General features: G+C 60.5%; 19 protein-coding genes and 1 other RNA gene. 12 read left to right on the top strand and 8 right to left on the bottom strand.

Annotation, left to right across the window (positions count from 1 at the left end; all coding sequences use genetic code 11):
• Nucleotides 1-84: 84 nt before the first annotated feature.
• Nucleotides 85-492: a flagellar basal body-associated protein FliL gene (locus ACIF4X_RS25390; protein ID WP_034151993.1), complete on the top strand. Its 408-nt coding sequence runs from the start codon at nucleotides 85-87 to the stop codon at nucleotides 490-492.
• A 139-nt stretch (nucleotides 493-631) separates the two neighbouring features.
• Here ACIF4X_RS25390 and ACIF4X_RS25385 read toward each other — a convergent pair whose 3' ends face one another.
• Nucleotides 632-1,084, bottom strand: coding sequence for an EVE domain-containing protein (locus ACIF4X_RS25385; protein WP_206414486.1), 453 nt, complete (start codon nucleotides 1,082-1,084; stop codon nucleotides 632-634).
• Nucleotides 1,085-1,282: 198 nt separating this feature from the next.
• Here ACIF4X_RS25385 and ACIF4X_RS25380 point away from each other — a divergent pair, with 198 nt between their 5' ends.
• Nucleotides 1,283-1,438: a hypothetical protein gene (locus ACIF4X_RS25380; protein WP_007911192.1), complete on the top strand. Its 156-nt coding sequence runs from the start codon at nucleotides 1,283-1,285 to the stop codon at nucleotides 1,436-1,438.
• A 35-nt stretch (nucleotides 1,439-1,473) separates the two neighbouring features.
• On the opposite strand, the gene ACIF4X_RS25375 is transcribed toward ACIF4X_RS25380, so the two are convergent.
• The 4 genes from ACIF4X_RS25375 to ACIF4X_RS25360 form a co-directional block, all read right to left on the bottom strand.
• Nucleotides 1,474-2,079, bottom strand: a complete 606-nt coding sequence (locus ACIF4X_RS25375; RefSeq protein WP_397484186.1) for a 5-formyltetrahydrofolate cyclo-ligase — start codon at nucleotides 2,077-2,079, stop codon at nucleotides 1,474-1,476.
• Between the two features lie 79 nt (nucleotides 2,080-2,158).
• Nucleotides 2,159-2,337: non-coding RNA, 6S RNA (gene ssrS / locus ACIF4X_RS25370), on the bottom strand.
• A 30-nt stretch (nucleotides 2,338-2,367) separates the two neighbouring features.
• On the bottom strand, nucleotides 2,368-2,685 hold the full coding sequence (locus ACIF4X_RS25365) for a cell division protein ZapA (protein ID WP_034151990.1): 318 nt from the start codon (nucleotides 2,683-2,685) through the stop codon (nucleotides 2,368-2,370).
• A complete protein-coding gene (locus ACIF4X_RS25360; protein WP_007911197.1) occupies nucleotides 2,682-2,891 on the bottom strand; it encodes a TIGR02449 family protein in 210 nt (69 codons plus the stop codon). The genes ACIF4X_RS25365 and ACIF4X_RS25360 overlap by 4 nt, the downstream gene beginning before the upstream one ends.
• Nucleotides 2,892-3,021: 130 nt before the next feature.
• Between ACIF4X_RS25360 and ACIF4X_RS25355 the strand changes: the two genes are divergently transcribed.
• The 10 genes from ACIF4X_RS25355 to gcvP all read left to right on the top strand — a co-directional run bounded on the left by ACIF4X_RS25355 (nucleotide 3,022) and on the right by gcvP (nucleotide 15,755).
• On the top strand, nucleotides 3,022-3,582 hold the full coding sequence (locus ACIF4X_RS25355) for a YecA family protein (RefSeq protein ID WP_007911199.1): 561 nt from the start codon (nucleotides 3,022-3,024) through the stop codon (nucleotides 3,580-3,582).
• 27 nt (nucleotides 3,583-3,609) lie between these two features.
• Nucleotides 3,610-4,944 carry a Xaa-Pro aminopeptidase gene (gene pepP / locus ACIF4X_RS25350; RefSeq protein WP_397484185.1) on the top strand — a complete coding sequence of 445 codons (1,335 nt, stop codon included), beginning with the start codon at nucleotides 3,610-3,612 and terminating at the stop codon, nucleotides 4,942-4,944.
• A complete protein-coding gene (gene ubiH / locus ACIF4X_RS25345) occupies nucleotides 4,941-6,128 on the top strand; it encodes a 2-octaprenyl-6-methoxyphenyl hydroxylase (protein ID WP_105704624.1) in 1,188 nt (395 codons plus the stop codon). Before pepP ends, ubiH begins: the two co-directional genes overlap by 4 nt.
• A complete protein-coding gene (locus ACIF4X_RS25340; RefSeq protein ID WP_397484184.1) occupies nucleotides 6,121-6,606 on the top strand; it encodes a DUF4442 domain-containing protein in 486 nt (161 codons plus the stop codon). Before ubiH ends, ACIF4X_RS25340 begins: the two co-directional genes overlap by 8 nt.
• 9 nt (nucleotides 6,607-6,615) lie before the next feature.
• The gene (locus ACIF4X_RS25335; RefSeq protein WP_397484194.1) at nucleotides 6,616-7,833 is read left to right on the top strand and encodes a 2-octaprenyl-3-methyl-6-methoxy-1,4-benzoquinol hydroxylase; all 1,218 of its coding nucleotides are present in this window, start codon (nucleotides 6,616-6,618) and stop codon (nucleotides 7,831-7,833) included.
• Between the two features lie 246 nt (nucleotides 7,834-8,079).
• Entirely contained in the window at nucleotides 8,080-9,084 is a 1,005-nt protein-coding gene (locus tag ACIF4X_RS25330; RefSeq protein WP_024014737.1) for an extracellular solute-binding protein, read from the top strand.
• Nucleotides 9,085-9,339: 255 nt separating this feature from the next.
• Nucleotides 9,340-10,956 carry an ABC transporter permease gene (locus ACIF4X_RS25325; protein ID WP_397484183.1) on the top strand — a complete coding sequence of 539 codons (1,617 nt, stop codon included), beginning with the start codon at nucleotides 9,340-9,342 and terminating at the stop codon, nucleotides 10,954-10,956.
• A gap of 155 nt (nucleotides 10,957-11,111) precedes the next feature.
• Nucleotides 11,112-12,194 carry a glycine cleavage system aminomethyltransferase GcvT gene (gene gcvT, locus ACIF4X_RS25320; protein ID WP_397484182.1) on the top strand — a complete coding sequence of 361 codons (1,083 nt, stop codon included), beginning with the start codon at nucleotides 11,112-11,114 and terminating at the stop codon, nucleotides 12,192-12,194.
• Between the two features lie 50 nt (nucleotides 12,195-12,244).
• Nucleotides 12,245-12,628, top strand: coding sequence for a glycine cleavage system protein GcvH (gcvH, locus tag ACIF4X_RS25315; protein WP_095049398.1), 384 nt, complete (start codon nucleotides 12,245-12,247; stop codon nucleotides 12,626-12,628).
• 253 nt (nucleotides 12,629-12,881) lie between these two features.
• Nucleotides 12,882-15,755, top strand: coding sequence for an aminomethyl-transferring glycine dehydrogenase (gcvP, locus tag ACIF4X_RS25310; protein ID WP_397484181.1), 2,874 nt, complete (start codon nucleotides 12,882-12,884; stop codon nucleotides 15,753-15,755).
• A 90-nt stretch (nucleotides 15,756-15,845) separates the two neighbouring features.
• Here gcvP and ACIF4X_RS25305 read toward each other — a convergent pair whose 3' ends face one another.
• The 3 genes from ACIF4X_RS25305 to ACIF4X_RS25295 all read right to left on the bottom strand — a co-directional run bounded on the left by ACIF4X_RS25305 (nucleotide 15,846) and on the right by ACIF4X_RS25295 (nucleotide 18,449).
• Nucleotides 15,846-16,166: a DUF2388 domain-containing protein gene (locus tag ACIF4X_RS25305; RefSeq protein ID WP_171057234.1), complete on the bottom strand. Its 321-nt coding sequence runs from the start codon at nucleotides 16,164-16,166 to the stop codon at nucleotides 15,846-15,848.
• 67 nt (nucleotides 16,167-16,233) lie between these two features.
• A complete protein-coding gene (locus tag ACIF4X_RS25300; RefSeq protein WP_397484180.1) occupies nucleotides 16,234-18,018 on the bottom strand; it encodes a GspE/PulE family protein in 1,785 nt (594 codons plus the stop codon).
• A gap of 92 nt (nucleotides 18,019-18,110) precedes the next feature.
• The gene (locus ACIF4X_RS25295) at nucleotides 18,111-18,449 is read right to left on the bottom strand and encodes a hypothetical protein (protein ID WP_397484178.1); all 339 of its coding nucleotides are present in this window, start codon (nucleotides 18,447-18,449) and stop codon (nucleotides 18,111-18,113) included.
• Nucleotides 18,450-18,481 lie beyond the last annotated feature (32 nt).

Below are 18,481 nucleotides of genomic sequence, written 5' to 3'. Positions count from 1 at the left end.
TGCCCGACCCTGATAGTCAGCTATAAGCTTGTGCTTGCGCGGCGGGTCGTTATGCTAGGCCGCAAACCGGATAAGGAGCGAATTGTGAAAGCGTGGATCATGTTGTTGCTGGCCCTGTCTCTGCCTGTGGCAGCGCTGGCCGAAGAAGCCAAAGAAGGCGAGGCGCCGAAGGTTAGCTACATCACCCTGAGCCCGCCGTTCGTAGGTAACTATGGACTCGATGGCACGCCGAAACTCAAAGTCTACAAAGCTGACGTGGCGCTGCGTGTGACGGGCGAAGAGTCGGCGAAACTGGTCAAGGCCAACGAACCGTTGATCCGCAATCAACTGGTGGCGCTGTTTACGCAGCAGACGACTGAGGCGATGGGCAGCATTGAAGGTAAAGAGAAGCTGCGTCAGGAAGCGTTGAAGCAGACCCAGCAAGTGATGAATGACGAGACCGGCAAGCCGGTGGTTGAGGATCTGTTGTTCAACAACCTGATCATTCAGTAACTCTTCTGCTGTCCGGGCGGGCCTCATCGCTGGCAAGCCAGCTCCCACAGTACCTGCGGTGAAACACAATAATGTGATCGCCGCAGAACCTTGTGGGAGCTGGCTTGCCAGCGATTGCATTTTGGCAGGCGCCAATGAATCAGGGTTTCAGCGCAATCACCGCCGCCCATTGCTCCGCCGTAACGGGCATCACCGACAATCGTGAACCCTTCTGCACCAACGGCATCTCCGCCAGCGCCGTCTGCTGCTTCAGATAATCCAGCTTCAGCACTCGGGCAAACGTTTCGACGTGCTCGACATCGATCGCGCTCCAGGCATTTTTCTCCGCTGTAGCCTTCGGATCGAAGTAATGACTTTCCGGCTCCAGTGCGGTGGGATCCGGGTACGCCGCTTCGATTATTTTGCCGATCCCGGCAATTCCCGGCTCCGGGCAGCTGGAATGGTAGAAAAAGAACTCATCGCCCACCGCCATCGCGCGCAGGAAATTGCGCGCCTGATAGTTGCGCACCCCGTCCCAGCGCGCTTTGCCGAGTTTTTCCAGACCTTTGATCGAGAGTTCGTCGGGCTCGGACTTCATCAGCCAATAGGCCATGGTTTTTTGCTCCTGAAACGGTCATTGGGCAGGTTGTCGGGCAATTTTATGACAAACCGACAGTCGGTTGACGTCAGCGTTTGCGCGCAGGTTCACGTTGTCGCAAAATGCCGGCCTTTAAAGCTTGACGCTGCTGCACGGCCTACAAACGGAAACCGCTGCTGTCATCGTGATGATGTGCCTTGAGGGGGGCAATCGATGAAACGCAAACCGGATTTACTATGGACTTTGGTAATTTTGTTTGGCCTGGGCGTCGTGACCACCGGTTACGCGCAGAGCCTGTGGGCCAACAAGGCCGATGCGCCGATCGAAGTCGCGCAACAGGTTCAACAGTCGACTGCCTTCAAGCGCTGAACTGCACGCCCGACGCCGCTGATCTGTGCGGCGTCCTATCCCGCGAAATACCACGCCTTGTCGCTGACCGTGCCTTGTAACGGTACATCCCAGCTCGCCTGCGCCAAACGCTCTACCTTCTGACATTCATGGGCCAGCCCCAGCAACGTCGGTTTGCGCCATTTTTTACGACGGGCCAGATACGCCAGACTGCGATCATAGAAGCCGCCGCCCATCCCCAGTCGTCCGCCGACATCGTCAAACCCTACCAATGGCAACAACACCAGATCCAACGCCCAGACCTTGCGTTGCTGTGCCAGATTGGCCCGTGGCTCGAGAATGCGGAAGCGGTTGGGTTTGAGTTTTTCCCCGGGACGAATGCGCTGGAAAACCATCTTGGTCCGCGGCCAGGCGCTGAGCACCGGCAGGTAGGTCGCTTTGCCACGACGCTGTGCTTCACGCAACAGCAAGCGCGGATCAATTTCACCGTCGGTGGGTAAATACAGAGAGATATGTCTGGCCCGGCGAAAGTGCGGGTCTTGCGCCAGTTGCCGGTACAGGTCTTTGGCGGCCTGGCGTTGCTCGCTTTTGCTCAGTGAGCGGCGTGCCTTGCGCAGCAGGCGGCGGAGTTGCGGGCGGGGCAGCAGCGCGGGTTCAGTCATGGTTCGGCTTCGGCAGGTTGGACGAAAACGTACGCATAAAAAATCCGATGTCGGTTTTCACCGACATCGGATTCGAATCAGGCTCCCCGGATGAACCGCTGTCAACTTAGCCCTTGAACCCGAAAGTTCAAGGTGGAAGATGCAGTAGACTTTAAGGCTTTCCGTCTAGCGGACATGCACACCAGCCCAACGTGCAACTTCCAGGGTAGTGCGAATCGGCTCAGGGACATCGTCAACTGGCAAGCACCCCAGGGAGTGCCGCGAGTATACCGCAAGCGGCCAGTCGAATCAGCCCTTGGTGGTGTTCTGATCGTCGGCGAGCACCAGATCGACACGATCGAGCAAGTCGCGCACCTGTTCACGGGTCGAACCGCTGGCCTGGATATCCGGGCGCTCTTCTTTGTGCAAGAGGTCGTGAGTGATGTTCAGCGCGGCCATCACGGCAATGCGGTCGGCGCCGATGACTTTGCCGCTGCTGCGGATCTCGCGCATCTTGCCATCGAGGTAGCGGGCGGCACTGACCAGATTGCTGCGTTCTTCCTGCGGGCAGATGATCGAATACTCTTTATCGAGGATCTGCACGGTGACGCTATTGCTTGAACTCATGAGTCTTGCTCCAGGGCCTTGAGGCGCGAAATCATCGATTCGACCTTACGCCGGGCGATTTCGTTTTTTTCAATGAGGTGAGCGCGTTCCTCGCGCCAGGTTTTTTCCTGAGCTAGTAAGAGTGCGTTTTGACTCTTTAGTTGCTCGACTCGGCCAATCAGCAGTTCGAGTCTGGCCATCAGCGCTTGCAGGTCGGTGTCTTCCATTGTGTCCACTGGGTCGGAGTCTGTCTGATGGGATAGCTGGCGGACAGCCTTTAATAGTCTTGGCGAGTCTGTCGATGTAGGATACAAGGCCTTCATTCTAGACATAGCGCCGTCTGGCGCCTAGCTGCCCATGACCATTGCGAATTCCCCGTACCAAGCCTTTGCCACCCTGCTGACCTCCAGCGGCCATAACGTCTCGCCTGCCGAACTGCACGGCGTGCTGCTCGGGCGCAGTTGCGCCGGTGCCGGCTTCGACAACGAAGGCTGGCTGATCGACGCCGCCGAACTGCTCGAAGGCGACATCCAGGACAACGTCCGCAACGCCCTGATCGGCCTGCAAGAGATGGTCAAAGGCGAGCTGACCGGCGACGACGTCACTGTCGTTTTGCTGCTGCCGACCGATGACGCGCCGCTGGCCGACCGCGCCGCTGCACTGGGCGAGTGGTGCCAGGGCTTCCTCAGCGGTTTCGGCCTGAACTGCCGCGACAGCAGCATGCTCAGCACTGAAGCCACCGAAGTGCTACAGGATCTGGCAGCGATTTCTCAGGTGCAAGACGCCCTGGAAGAATCCGAAGACGGCGAAACCGACTACATGGAAGTCATGGAATACCTGCGCGTTGCGCCGCTGCTGCTGTTCTCGGAAACCAAGAAAGCCGACGTGCCGCCAGCCGCCAAGCCGTCGCTGCATTAATCGCGTGCCAGGGAAAGCCATCTGCCCATGACCCATATCCCGAAAGCGGAATACAGCCGTCGCCGCAAGGCCCTGATGGCGCAGATGGAACCCAACAGCATCGCGATCCTGCCCGCCGCCGCGGTGGCGATTCGCAACCGCGACGTCGAGCACGTCTACCGTCAGGACAGTGACTTCCAGTACCTCAGCGGTTTTCCCGAGCCGCAAGCTGTCATCGTCCTGATGCCCGGCCGCGAGCACGGCGAGTACGTGCTGTTCTGCCGTGAACGCAACGCCGAACGCGAATTGTGGGACGGCTTGCGCGCAGGGCAAGAGGGCGCGATCCGCGACTTCGGTGCCGACGACGCTTTCCCGATCACCGACATCGACGACATCCTCCCGGGCCTGATCGAAGGTCGCGACCGGGTGTATTCGGCGATGGGCAGCAACCCCGAATTTGATCGTCACCTGATGGACTGGATCAACGTGATCCGCTCCAAGGCGCACCTCGGCGCCCAGCCACCGAACGAATTCGTTGCCCTGGATCATCTGCTGCACGACATGCGCCTGTATAAATCAGCGGCAGAAGTGAAGGTGATGCGCGAAGCCGCACGGATCTCGGCGCAAGCCCACATCCGCGCGATGCAGGCCAGTCGGGCCGGGCTCCACGAGTACAGCCTCGAAGCCGAACTCGATTACGAATTCCGCAAGGGCGGGGCGAAGATGCCGGCCTACGGCTCGATCGTCGCCGCCGGGCGCAACAGCTGCATCCTGCATTACCAGCAGAATGACGCGCTGCTCAAAGACGGTGATCTGGTGTTGATTGACGCCGGTTGCGAGATCGACTGCTACGCCAGCGACATCACTCGCACCTGGCCGGTCAACGGCAAGTTTTCACCCGAGCAGAAAGCGATTTACGAATTGGTGCTGGCCTCGCAGGAAGCTGCGTTCACCGAAATCGCCCCGAACAAGCACTGGAATCAGGCGCACGAAGCCACGGTTCGAGTCATTACCACGGGGCTGGTGAAACTTGGTTTGCTGCAGGGTGAGGTCGACGAGTTGATCGCCAGCGAAGCCTACAAAGCGTTTTACATGCACCGCGCTGGTCACTGGCTGGGCATGGATGTACACGACGTCGGCGAATACAAGGTCGGCGGCGAATGGCGCGTGCTGGAAGTCGGCATGGCGCTGACCGTGGAGCCGGGCATCTACATCGCTCCGGACAATCAGAACGTCGCGAAGAAATGGCGCGGCATTGGCGTGCGCATCGAGGATGACGTGGTCGTGACCAAAACCGGTTGTGAAATCCTCACCCACGGCGTGCCGAAAACCGTCGCTGAAATCGAAGCGCTGATGGCGCAAGCAAGGACACACGCGGCATGAGTCGAGTCAATCTGGCAATTATCGGTGGCGGTCTGGTCGGCGCCAGTCTGGCGTTGGCCTTGCAGGCCGGCGCCAAGGCGCGTGGCTGGAAGATCGTCCTGATCGAGCCATTCGCCCCCGGCGACAGCTGGCAGCCGAGCTATGACGCACGTTCGTCGGCGCTGTCCTTCGGTTCGCGGCAGATTTATCAACGGCTGGGCGTGTGGCAGGAAATCTCCCGCCGCGCCGAGCCGATCAAACAGATTCACGTCTCCGACCGTGGTCGTTTTTCCACCGCGCGCTTGTCGGCGATGGAAGAGGGCGTGCCAGCGCTCGGTTATGTGGTGGAAAACGCCTGGCTCGGCCAGTGCCTTTGGCAGCACCTCGATAAAGACGTGATCACTTGGCGCTGTCCGGCGGAAGTCACGCGCATGGAACCGCTGCCCGATGGCTATCGCCTGACCCTCAACGATGAAACCACCTTGGAATGCGACCTCGCCGTGCTCGCTGATGGCGGTCGCTCCGGTCTGCGCGAACAGTTGGGCATCAACGTGCGCAAACGTCCGTACAACCAGAGCGCGCTGATCGCCAACATCACCCCGAGCGAAGCGCACAACGGCATGGCTTTCGAGCGCTTTACCGACGAAGGGCCGATGGCGCTGCTGCCGTTGCCGGAAAACCGCTGCGCTTTGGTCTGGACCCGTCTGGGTATGGACGCGCAGCGTCTGGCCGATTTGAGCGAGCGCGATTTCCTCAGCGAATTGCAGGGCGTGTTCGGTTATCGCCTCGGCACGCTGAAGCAGGTTGGCGCGCGGCATTTGTATCCGCTGACGCTGGTCGAGGCCGAAGAACAAGTGCGCTCGCATCTGGCCGTGCTCGGCAATGCCGCGCATAGCCTGCACCCGATTGCCGGGCAGGGTTTCAATCTGTCGCTGCGTGACGCCGATGCCTTGGCCGCTGCGCTGCTGGCCAGCGATAAGCCGCTGGGCGACTTCGCCACGTTGCAGGCGTATCGCGAGCGTCAGCGTCTGGATCAGGACCTTACCGTCGGTTTCTCCGATCAGGTCACGCGGCTGTTTGGCAGCACACAACCGCTGGTTTCGTTAGGGCGCAACATCGGTTTGCTCGGTCTCGACCTGTTGCCGCCGGCCAAACGCTGGTTTGCGCGTCAGGCCATGGGGTTGGGAACGCGTCCGGATGCTTAAGTGGTTGACCGCTAAATTCGGCAAGGCGCGATTGATGCGCTGGGTGATGACGTTCTACCCGCCGTACCTCGGCGCTGGTGTTCGGGTTCGGCACATCAGCGATGACTTCCGCGACGTGCAAGTGTCGATGGGCCTCGGCTGGTACAACCGCAATTACGTCGGCACGCAGTTTGGCGGCAGTCTGTACTCGATGGTCGATCCGTTCTTCATGCTGATGCTCATGGAAAACCTCGGATCGAAGTACATCGTCTGGGACAAGGCCGCTGACATCGATTTCATCGCCCCGGGCAAAGGCCCGGTGTTCGCCCGGTTCAGCATCGACGAGACCTTGCTCGCCGAGATCCGCCGGCAGACCGCCAATGGCGACAAGTACCTGCCGCAGTTGCAGGTCGACATTCATGACGGCGCCGGCAACCTCGTGGCGCGGGTCGGTAAAACCCTTTACGTGCGGCTCAAGCCGCAAGCGAGACAGGCCTAAAGCATGGAAATGCGCGCAGATCTGCTGATTGTCGGAGCCGGAATGGTCGGCAGCGCCCTGGCGCTGGCGTTGCAGGACAGCGGGCTGGAAGTGCTGTTGCTCGACGGCAGCCCGCTGAGTGTCAAACCCTTCGACGCCGAAGCTGCGTTTGAACCGCGGGTGAGCGCTTTGTCGGCGGCGAGCCAGCGGATTCTTGAACGCCTCGGCGTGTGGGATGGCATCGCCAAGCGCCGCAGCAGCCCGTACACCGACATGCATGTGTGGGACGGCAGTGGCACCGGGCAGATTCATTTCTCGGCGAGCAGCGTGCATGCCGAAGTGCTTGGCCATATCGTCGAAAACCGCGTGGTCCAGGATGCCTTGCTTGACCGTTTGCACGATTGCGATCTGGGCATGCTCGCCAATGCGCGGCTGGAACAAATGCGTCGTTCGGGCGATGACTGGCTGCTGACGCTGGCCGATGGTCGTCAGTTGCGTGCGCCGCTGGTGATTGCCGCCGACGGTGCCAACTCGGCGGTTCGTCGTCTCACCGGGATGGCCACGCGCGAGTGGGACTACATGCACCACGCCATCGTCACCAGCGTGCGCAGCAGCCAGCCGCACCAGATGACCGCGTGGCAGCGTTTTACCGATCACGGGCCGTTGGCGTTTCTGCCGCTGGAACGTGACGGCCAGCAGAATTGGTGTTCGATCGTCTGGTCGACCACGCCGGGCGAAGCCGAGCGCTTGATGGCGCTGGATGAAGCGGATTTCTGCCGGGAGCTGGAGCGTGCCTTTGAAGGTCGTCTCGGCGGAGTGATCAGTGCTGATCCACGCTTGTGCGTGCCGCTGCGTCAGCGTCATGCCAAGCGTTATGTGGCGGAAGGTCTGGCGCTGATCGGCGATGCGGCGCACACCATTCACCCGTTGGCGGGGCAGGGTGTGAACCTCGGTTTTCTCGATGCGGCGGTGCTGGCGGAAGTGCTGTTGCAAGCAGCCGAACGCGGTGAGCGCTTGGCGGATGTGAAGGTGCTGAGCCGTTACGAGCGTCGGCGCATGCCGCATAACCTTGCGCTGATGGCGGCGATGGAAGGGTTTGAGCGGTTGTTTCAGGCGAATCCGTTGCCGGTGCGTTGGTTGCGTAATGCCGGGTTGAAGCTGGTGGAGCAGATGCCGGAGGCGAAGGCGTTATTTGTGCGTGAAGCTCTCGGGTTGACCGGTGATCTTCCGGCCCTCGCCAAAGCCTGACATATCCATCGAGGCTGATGGCCTATTCGCGAGCAAGCTCGCTCCCACAGTGTTCGGTGTGAAACATCAATGTCAGGTACACCGAAAACCTTGTGGGAGCTGGCTTGCCAGCGATGGCGGCGGCAAAACCAACACTAAAATAAAGCTGTGCAACATCTGGTAACTCCTTCAAAAAGAGTTCGATTGAGGTGGTAAATGTGAGTCCTTATCATTTGGCCCACATTTTCCGACCGAGAGACCACTCCCATGTTGGCACCCAAGCGTCTTCTGACCGCACTGGCCCTGACCCTGATTGGCAGCACCACGGCCCAGGCTGCTGATGAGGTGGTGGTTTACTCGTCGCGCATCGATGAACTGATCAAACCGGTCTTCGATGCCTACACCGCCAAGACCGGGGTGAAGATCAAGTTCATTACCGACAAGGAAGCGCCGCTGATGCAGCGCATCAAGGCCGAGGGTGAAAACGCGACCGCCGACCTGCTGCTCACCGTCGACGCCGGCAACCTCTGGCAGGCCGAGCAAATGGGCATCCTGCAGCCGTTCACCTCGAAAACCATCGACGCCAACATTCCGCTGCAATATCGCTCGTCGACTCATGCCTGGACTGGTCTGAGCCTGCGCGCACGCACCATCGCCTACTCCACCGAACGGGTGAAGCCGGGCGAACTGACCACTTACGAAGCACTGGCCGACAAGAACTGGGAAGGGCGCCTGTGCCTGCGCACGGCGAAGAAGGTCTACAACCAGTCGCTGACCGCGACCATGATCGAAGTCCACGGTGCCGAGAAGACCGAGAAGATCCTCAAGGGCTGGGTTAACAACCTCTCCACCGACGTGTTCTCCGATGACGTTGCGGTGCTCGAAGCGATTAACGCCGGTCAGTGCGACGTCGGCATCGTCAATACTTACTACTACGGTCGCCTGCACAAGCAGAAACCGGAGCTGCCGGTGAAACTGTTCTGGCCGAACCAGGCCGATCGTGGCGTGCACGTGAACCTGTCGGGCATTGGCCTGACCAAGCATGCGCCGCACCCGGAAGCGGCCAAGGCTTTGGTCGAGTGGATGACCACACCTGAAGCGCAGAAGATTTTTGCTGACGTGAACCAGGAATTCCCGGCCAACCCGGCGGTGGCACCTTCGGAAGAAGTGGCGGCGTGGGGCAAGTTCGTGGCCGACACCTTGCCGGTGGAAGTGGCGGGCAAGCGTCAGGCTGAGGCGATCCGGATGATGGATCGGGCGGGTTGGAATTGAGGCTTTTTCGATAAATTTGTCTGCTTCAAGATCCAGCCCCTCACCCCAGCCCTCTCCCCAAGGGAGAGGGGGGAAAGGGAGACGATCTGAGTTGGATTCAAATCCTGAGTTCGACTCGATGTTTCAGGTCGGCGTAAATCGACGGAGCACCTCGGTCAGTCCCCTCTCCCTTTGGGAGAGGGTTAGGGTGAGGGCAACAATCCCAACCTGAAACACCCAAGCCAAGAACACCCCACTCCCTCCAGAGATTCAAAAGTGGCCCACCCCGCCCAACGCCGCTGGTACCCCATCGTCTTCGCCATCGCCGCGCTGGTGCTGTTGCCCCTGAGTGTTCTGCTGCTGTCCTGGCAGACCATCGATCAACAAATCTGGTCGCACCTGTGGGAAACCCAGATGCCACGCCTGCTGGGCAATACGCTGACGCTGGTCGTTGGCGTCGGCGTCGGCGTAACACTGCTTGGCGTCAGCCTCGCCTGGCTCACCAGCCTCTGCGAATTCCCAGGGCGACGCTGGCTCGACTGGGCGCTGATGCTGCCGTTCGCCATCCCCGCGTACGTGCTGGCTTTCGTCTTCGTCGGCCTGCTCGATTTCTCCGGCCCCGTGCAAACCTTGCTGCGTGAATGGTTCGGCACAGGCCTGCGCCTGCCCCGTGTGCGCTCCACCGGCGGGGTGATCATCGTGCTGGTGCTGGTCTTCTATCCCTATGTTTATCTGCTGGCGCGCACCGCGTTTCTCGCGCAGGGCAAAGGTCTGATGGAAGCCGCGCGAGTACTCGGCCAATCGCCGTGGCAAGCCTTCTGGCGGGTGGCGTTGCCAATGGCGCGTCCTGCGATTGGCGCCGGCGTAGCATTGGCGCTGATGGAAACCCTGGCGGATTTCGGCGCGGTGTCGGTGTTCAACTTCGACACCTTCACCACGGCGATCTACAAGACCTGGTACGGCTTCTTCAGCCTGTCCAGCGCGGCGCAACTGGCCAGCCTGCTGCTGCTGGTGGTGATGTTGGTGCTGTACGGTGAACGTCGTGCGCGTGGCGCCAACCGGGCGAGCAACGAGCGGCCTCGGGTCAAAGCGCTGTACCACCTGCGTGGGTTCAAGGCTTTCGCCGCGATGAGCTGGTGCGGATTGGTCTTCGCCTGCGCTTTCGTCATTCCGATGTTGCAATTGGTCGTGTGGTTCTGGCAGCGCGGACGTTTCGATCTCGATGAGCGCTACGCCGGGCTGATCCTGCACACCCTGTATCTGGGCGGCATGGCCGCGTTGATTACCGTCAGCGTTGCTTTGTTGCTGGCGTTTGCCCGGCGCTTGGCACCCACGCAGGCGATCAACGCCGGCGTCGGCCTGGCCAACCTCGGTTACGCCTTGCCGGGTTCGGTGCTGGCGGTATCGATCATGCTGGCGTTCAGTTACCTGGATCGCGAGCTGGTGATTCCGCTTTCCGGCTGGCTCGGTGGCGCCGGTAAACCGTTACTGCTTGGCAGCCTGGCGGCGTTGTTGATGGCCTATCTGGTGCGCTTTATCGCTGTCGCGTACGGCCCGCTGGAAAACAGCTTGGCGCGTATACGGCCATCTTTGCCCGAAGCAGCACGTAGCCTCGGTGTCAGTGGGCCGCGACTGTTTTTCAAAGTGTATCTGCCACTGTTGCTGCCCGGCACGTTGAGCGCGGCGTTGCTGGTATTCGTCGATGTGCTCAAGGAAATGCCCGCGACCCTGCTGATGCGCCCGTTTGGCTGGGACACGCTGGCGGTGCGCATCTTTGAAATGACCAGCGAAGGCGAGTGGGCACGGGCGTCATTGCCGGCGTTGACTCTGGTTCTGGTCGGCTTGTTGCCGGTCATCGGACTGATTCGCCGCTCTGCGCACCGAAACACTTAGTCGTCAGTCCTGAATCATGCGGCTACAATGCGCGGCATTCGGTGCGGTTAGTCTGACAGACCTGTTCGCTGGAATCGGCTGGGAGCCTTCTATTTAAAGGCTTTCACCTGTACAGCGGCTGTCCGCACCTTCGCCACGCCCGGAAGGAGAAACCCATGGGACAGCGTACGCCTCTGTATGACCTGCATCTCGCCTTAGGCGCGAAGATGGTCGATTTTGGCGGTTGGGACATGCCCCTGCATTATGGCTCGCAGGTCGAGGAGCACCATGAGGTGCGCCGCGATTGCGGGGTGTTCGATGTATCCCACATGACCGTGATCGATGTCACCGGCCCCCAGGCCAAGGCCTGGCTGCAGCATTTGCTGGCCAATGATGTCGACCGCCTGCACCGCCCCGGCCGTGCGTTGTACAGCACCATGCTCAATGAGCGCGGCGGCATCGTCGACGACATGATCGTCTACCGCCTCGACGACGCTTATCGTCTGGTGTTTAACGCCTCCACCCGCGATCAGGATCTGGCCTGGATGAATGCGCAGCTCGGCAGTTATGACGTGCAACTGCACGAGCGCTCCGAGCTGGCGATGCTTGCCATTCAAGGCCCGCAGGCCCGACACAAGATTGCCGAACTGGTGACCCAGTCCCGTGCCACGCTGATCCAGCACCTCAAACCCTTCGAAGGCTACACCGATGGCGACTGGTTTATCGCCCGCACCGGTTACACCGGTGAAGATGGTCTGGAAATCTGTCTGCCAGCCAATCAGGCGCCGGGTTTCTTCAACGACCTGGTCGGTGCCGGGATTTCCCCGATCGGCCTCGGTGCCCGCGACACCCTGCGCGTTGAAGCCGGGATGAACCTGTACGGTCAGGACATTCATCAGGACGTTTCGCCGCTGGCCTCGAACATGGTCTGGAGCATTGCCTGGGAGCCGGCCACGCGCCAGTTCATCGGCCGCGCCGCGCTGGAAGCAGAAAAAGCCGCCGGCGTTGCGCACAAACTGGTCGGGCTGGTACTGGAAGAACGCGGTGTTTTGCGCGCTCATCAAGTGGTTCGTATCGCTGATGTTGGCGAAGGGGAGATCACCAGTGGTAGTTTCTCTCCTACGCTAAGCAAATCGATTGCCTTGGCGCGTGTTCCGATGGCCACCGCCGACCGCGCCGAAGTGGAAATCCGTGGCAAGTGGTACCCGGTACGGGTGGTCAAACCGACCTTCGTACGCCATGGCAAAACTTTGATCTAACCTTTTTCCGGCGGGCATGACCGCTGACCCAATTCCCGAGGACACCGAAGATGAGCAATATCCCCGCTGAACTGCGTTTTGCCGAAAGTCATGAATGGGCCCGCCTGGAAGCCGACGGCACCGTCACCGTGGGCATCAGCGATCACGCGCAGGAAGCGCTGGGCGATGTGGTGTTCGTCGAGCTGACCGAAGTGGGCAAAGTCTTCGCCGCTGAAGATCAGGCCGGTGTGGTCGAGTCGGTGAAAGCTGCTTCCGACATTTATTCGCCGATCAGCGGTGAAGTCATCGCGATCAACGAAGAGCTGGGTGGCTCGCCCGAGCTGCTGAACTCGGACCCGTACGGCGCGTGGATCTTCAAGCTCAAGCCAAGCGACAAGGCTGAGCTGGACAAGCTGCTGGATGCCGGCGCTTACAAGGCTGCCATCGGCGAGTAAGCATTAAGCAACACCGCAAAGCCCCGACCTGTCGGGGCTTTTTCATGGGCGATGAAAAATCCAATGTGGGAGCGAGCTTGCTCGCGAAGGCGGTTTTACATTCAACATCTTCAGCGACTGACACACCGCTTTCGCGAGCAAGCTCGCTCCCCCAGGGTCAGTGTTGATCTTGAAAATTTAGCCGTGGCTGGGCTGCTATGCTGGTTTGACCGTGTTGCATTGACGCCGAGCGCCAGCCAAGAGAGAGCCCGTCATGTCCCAGTTGCCGTCCCTGAGCCAGTTACGCGACCCCGATGCCTTCCTGCGCCGTCACCTCGGCCCCGACGCTGCCGAACAACAGGCGATGCTCGACAGTCTCGGCCTTGGCAGCCGGGTCGAGTTGATCGAGCAGACTGTACCGCCGGGCATTCGCTTCAACCGCGCGCTCGATTTACCCTCCGCGCTGGATGAACAAGCGGCATTGGCCAAGCTGCGCGGTTATGCCGAGCAGAACCAGGTCTGGACCAGCCTGATCGGCATGGGCTATCACGGCACCCTCACACCGACCGTCATCTTGCGCAACGTGCTGGAAAATCCCGGCTGGTACACCGCGTACACGCCGTATCAACCGGAGATTGCGCAGGGCCGGCTCGAAGCGCTGCTGAATTTCCAGCAACTGACCATCGACCTCACAGGCCTGGAACTGGCCAACGCGTCTTTGCTCGATGAGGCCACCGCGGCGGCGGAAGCCATGGCATTGGCCAAGCGCGTCGCCAAGTCGAAGAGCAATCTGTTTTTCGTCGATGAGAACTGTCATCCACAGACCATTTCCGTGGTGCAGACCCGTGCTGAAGGTTTCGGCTTCGAGCTGATCATCGACGCTGTGGATAACCTGAAACAGCATCAGGTGTTCGGCGCGCTGCTGCAGTATCCAGACACCCACGGTGAAATTCGCGATCTGCGACCATTGATCGATCACTTGCACGCGCAACAGGCGCTGGCCTGCGTCGCCACGGATTTACTGAGTTTGTTGTTGCTGACGCCGCCGGGCGAATTAGGCGCCGATGTGGTGTTTGGTTCATCGCAACGCTTCGGCGTACCGATGGGGTATGGCGGCCCGCATGCGGCGTTCTTTGCCAGTCGCGAGGAATTCAAACGGGCGATTCCGGGGCGGATCATCGGTGTGTCGAAAGATGCCCGGGGGAACGTGGCGCTGCGCATGGCGTTGCAAACCCGCGAGCAGCATATCCGCCGCGAAAAGGCTAATTCGAACATCTGCACGGCTCAAGTGTTGCTGGCCAATATCGCCAGTTGCTATGCGGTGTATCACGGGCCGGAAGGCTTGAAGCGTATCGCCCAGCGCGTGCATCGCCTGACCTGCATTCTGGCGGCAGGGCTTGAGCGCAAAGGCATCAGCAGGGTCAATGTGCAGTTCTTCGACACGCTGACGCTGGACGTTGGCGGTGCGCAAACGGCGATCATTGAAAGTGCTCAGGCTGCGCAGATCAACCTGAGGATTCTGGGGCGCGGTCGGGTGGGTTTGAGTCTCGATGAGACGTGCGATGAGATCACCGTGGCGAAATTGCTCGATGTGCTACTCGGTGCCGATCATGGGTTGAACGTCGAGAAACTTGACGCCGAGATCCTCGTATCGGGGATCCCGGATAACCTCCAGCGCAAAACACCTTACCTGCGCCACCCGGTATTCAACGCCCACCACAGCGAAACCGAGATGCTGCGCTATCTCAAGCAACTGGAGAACAAGGATCTGGCGCTCAACCAGTCAATGATTCCGCTGGGCTCGTGCACCATGAAACTCAACGCCACCAGCGAAATGATCCCGATCACCTGGCCGCAATTCGCCAACCTGCATCCGTTCGTGCCCCGCGAGCAGGCGGTCGGTTACACCTTGATGATCGAAGAACTGGAGCGCTGGCTGTGCGCAATCACCGGGTTTGATGCGATCTGCATGCAGCCCAACTCCGGCGCCCAAGGGGAGTACGCCGGGCTGCTGGCGATCCGCAAGTATCACGAGAGCCGTCAGCAGGGCGCGCGGGATATCTGTCTGATTCCGTCCTCGGCCCATGGCACCAATCCGGCTTCGGCGCAGATGGCCGGAATGCGCGTGGTGATCGTCGAATGCGACGAGGCGGGCAACGTCGATCTGGAAGATTTGAAGTCGAAAGCCGCCGAGGCTGGGGATAAGTTGTCATGCCTGATGGCGACTTATCCGTCGACCCATGGTGTGTACGAGGAGGGCATCAGCGAGATCTGCGAGGTTATCCACAAGCACGGCGGCCAGGTGTACATGGACGGTGCCAACCTCAATGCGCAGGTCGGCCTGGCGCGGCCGGCGGACATTGGCGCCGACGTGTCGCACATGAACTTGCACAAGACCTTCTGCATTCCCCATGGTGGCGGCGGGCCGGGCATGGGGCCGATCGGGATTCGTGCCCATCTGGCGCCGTTCGTCGCCAATCACCCGGTGGTGCCGATCGACGGGCCGCTGGCGCAGAACGGCGCGGTCAGTGCGGCGCCGTGGGGCAGCGCGAGTATTTTGCCGATCAGTTGGATGTACATCGCCATGATGGGGCCGCAACTGGCGGACGCCAGCGAGGTGGCGATCCTCGCGGCGAATTACCTGGCGCAACATTTATCCGGTGCGTTCCCGGTGTTGTATACCGGGCGTAACGGGCGCGTAGCCCACGAATGCATTCTCGACCTGCGACCGTTGAAGGCGCAGACCGGCATCAGTGAGGAAGACGTTGCCAAGCGTCTGATGGATTACGGCTTCCATGCACCGACCATGTCATTCCCGGTGCCGGGGACGTTGATGGTCGAACCGACCGAGAGTGAATCCAAGGCTGAGCTGGATCGGTTTATCGGCGCGATGTTGAGCATTCGTGCGGAAATCACCGAAGTGCAGAACGGCAACTGGCCGGCCGAGGACAACCCGTTGAAACGGGCGCCGCATACCCTGGCGGATGTCACCGGGGTGTGGGAGCGGCCGTACAGCATCGAGCAGGGCATCACCCCGGATGCACACACCAAGGCACATAAATATTGGCCGGCGGTGAATCGGGTGGACAATGTTTACGGTGATCGCAACCTGTATTGCGCGTGCGTGCCGGTGGACGATTACCGCTGAAGATCAAAAGATCGCAGCCTGCGGCAGCTCCTACATGGGAACGCATTCACATGTAGGAGCTGCCGCAGGCTGCGATCTTTTGCTTTTGAGTTACTCGGAAGCTACAGCGTTCTTCGCCAGAATCGCATTGGCCAATTCCATGTCCGTCGCCTGCAGGCCCGGATTGTCGGCGCGGACTTTCTGCATCGCCGCTTCCAGATACGGCCCGCGAATGCCCCCGTCACTGGCGACGAAGCTGCCGGCATCGTCCTGGGCGGCGATGATCAGCTTGTGATCCTTGAAGGTCAGGTAAGTCGAACCGGTAGTCGCACCGGACGAAATGACGTTACGCCAAAAGCTGTCCGCCATGGCCGAACCAACGGGAAGGGACAGCAAGGCCAGCGTGGCGACAGCAAGTTTGAGACGCATGATGAGATGACTCCTGGGGGGTTAACTAGGGCCTTGGATCGCCATTTCCCCGATCCGGTTCCGTGGCGCCTTATTTCTGCTCGCTCTGCGGCGTCACCCTTAGCACTTCCTCAACCGTCGTCAGCCCCGCGGCGACTTTTTGCGCACCGGACAGACGCAAACTGCGCATGCCTTCCTTGAACGCCTGTCGGCGAATCGCCGTGAGGTCGGTGTCCGGGGTGATGAAGGCCTTGAGGCTGTCGCTCAGTTGCATGATTTCGTAGACCCCGGCGCGGCCGCGATAGCCGGTGTCGCGGCATTCCACGCAACCGATGGCACGTTGCGCGTTGCCCGGCAGCGGTGCTTGCCACGGACGGGTCAGGGTTTGCCAGTCTTCGTCTTCGAGCGTCAGCGGCGCCTTGCAATGCGGGCACAAGGTGCGCACCAGACGTTGGGCCATGACCCCGAGCACGGTGGCTTTGATCAGGTAGTGCGGCACGCCGAGTTCGAGCAAACGGCTGATCGCGCTAGGGGCGTCGTTGGTGTGCAAGGTCGACAACACCAGGTGCCCGGTGAGTGCCGCCTGAATCGCCATTTCAGCGGTTTCCAGATCGCGAATCTCGCCGATCATGATGATGTCCGGGTCTTGCCGCATCAGTGCGCGCACCCCGGCGGCAAAGCTCAGGTCGATGTTGTGCTGCACCTGCATCTGGTTGAACGCCGGTTCGACCATTTCGATCGGGTCTTCGATGGTGCAGAGGTTGACCTCCGGCGTCGCCAGTTTTTTCAGCGTGGTGTACAGCGTGGTGGTCTTGCCCGAACCGGTCGGCCCGGTGACCAGAATGATGCCATTGGGCTGGCGGGTCATGTCCTGCCAGCGGCGCAAATCGTCAGCACTGAAGCCCAGTTGATCGAAATCCTTGAGCAGCACTTCCGGGTCGAAGATCCGCATGACCATTTTTTCACCGAACGCCGTCGGCAGCGTTGATAACCGCAACTCGACTTCACCGCCGTCCGGGGTCTTGGTCTTGACCCGGCCGTCCTGGGGTTTGCGCTTCTCGGCGACGTTCATCCGCCCGAGGCTTTTCAGGCGACTGACGATCGCCATGGTCACCTGCGGCGGGAATTGATAGACGTTGTGCAGCACACCGTCGATGCGAAAACGCACGGTGCCTTGCTCGCGTCGCGGTTCGATGTGGATATCACTGGCACGCTGCTGGAAGGCGTACTGGAACAGCCAGTCGACGATGTTGACGATGTGCGCGTCGTTGGCGTCCGGCTCTTGATCGCTGGCGCCGAGGTTGAGCAGTTGTTCGAAGTTGCCTAGGTTGCCGCCCTGAGCGTCGGCATTGCTGGCGCCGCTGACCGACTTCGCCAGGCGGAAAAACTCGACACTGAAACGCTGGATGTCCGCCGGGTTGGCCACCACCCGTTTGATCGGCAGCTTCAAGACATGGGTGAGATCCGCCTCCCAAGCAGTGACGTAAGGCTGGGCACTGGCCACGGTGACCGAGTCACGATCGACCGCCACGGCGAGAATCTTGTGCCGTTGCGCAAAGGCGTAGGACATCAGCGGCGTAATCGCGGCGACGTTGATTTTCAGCGGGTCGATACGCAGATACGGCTGACCGGCCTGTTGCGCCAGCCACAGGGTCAGGCTTTCCAGGTCGAGGTGTTTGCCTGGACGGCTAAGGTCGTCGAGTTGCTGGCTGGCGATAAATTCCAGCGGGTGCATCTGGCCGTTCGCGGCGTGACGACGGCGCGCATTCAACGCCTGCTCCGCCGCGTCCTGGCAGATAAAACCCTGGGCGACCAGTTCACGCAGTACATCATTGAGTTCCAGCCAGCGGTCCTGAGTGGCGAGTTGAACGGACATGCGGGCTTCCTTTTAAACGACTGTGCGCAAAAGGATAGTCGCGGCCCGGTAGACCGTTGGGCCACTACCCGACGAAGGCGTTGCCGGATTTGTCAGCCGGCCGCTTGCGTCCGCGCATCCCAAGCGCTGTCGGCGTGTTGCAGATTCACCGAGCAGACGCTGATCAGGTTACGAAGTTTTTCCGCGATCACTTGCGCGCGATGCCAGCTCAACCCGCCCATGACGAGGTCGATGGACAGCAGATCGTCCATGCGCTGCACATTGACCTGCTCGGGCGTGAGGAACTGCAACGCGAACAGATTCAACACCCGCACCAGCAGATCCGGCTCGGCTTCGGCGAGGATTTGATATTGCGCCAGGCAATGGGCGGTGCTGACGTTCCAGACATCGGCGCGAGTGGGCGGGGTGGTGACGGCTTCAAGGTGCGGCATGGCGAGTCTCCAAAATCTCTGGAGGAATTTTT

The sequence above is a fragment of the Pseudomonas sp. NPDC085632 genome (genome assembly GCF_044541255.1).
GTDB lineage: Bacteria > Pseudomonadota > Gammaproteobacteria > Pseudomonadales > Pseudomonadaceae > Aquipseudomonas.
This window is presented reverse-complemented; position numbering and strand designations above follow the sequence as displayed.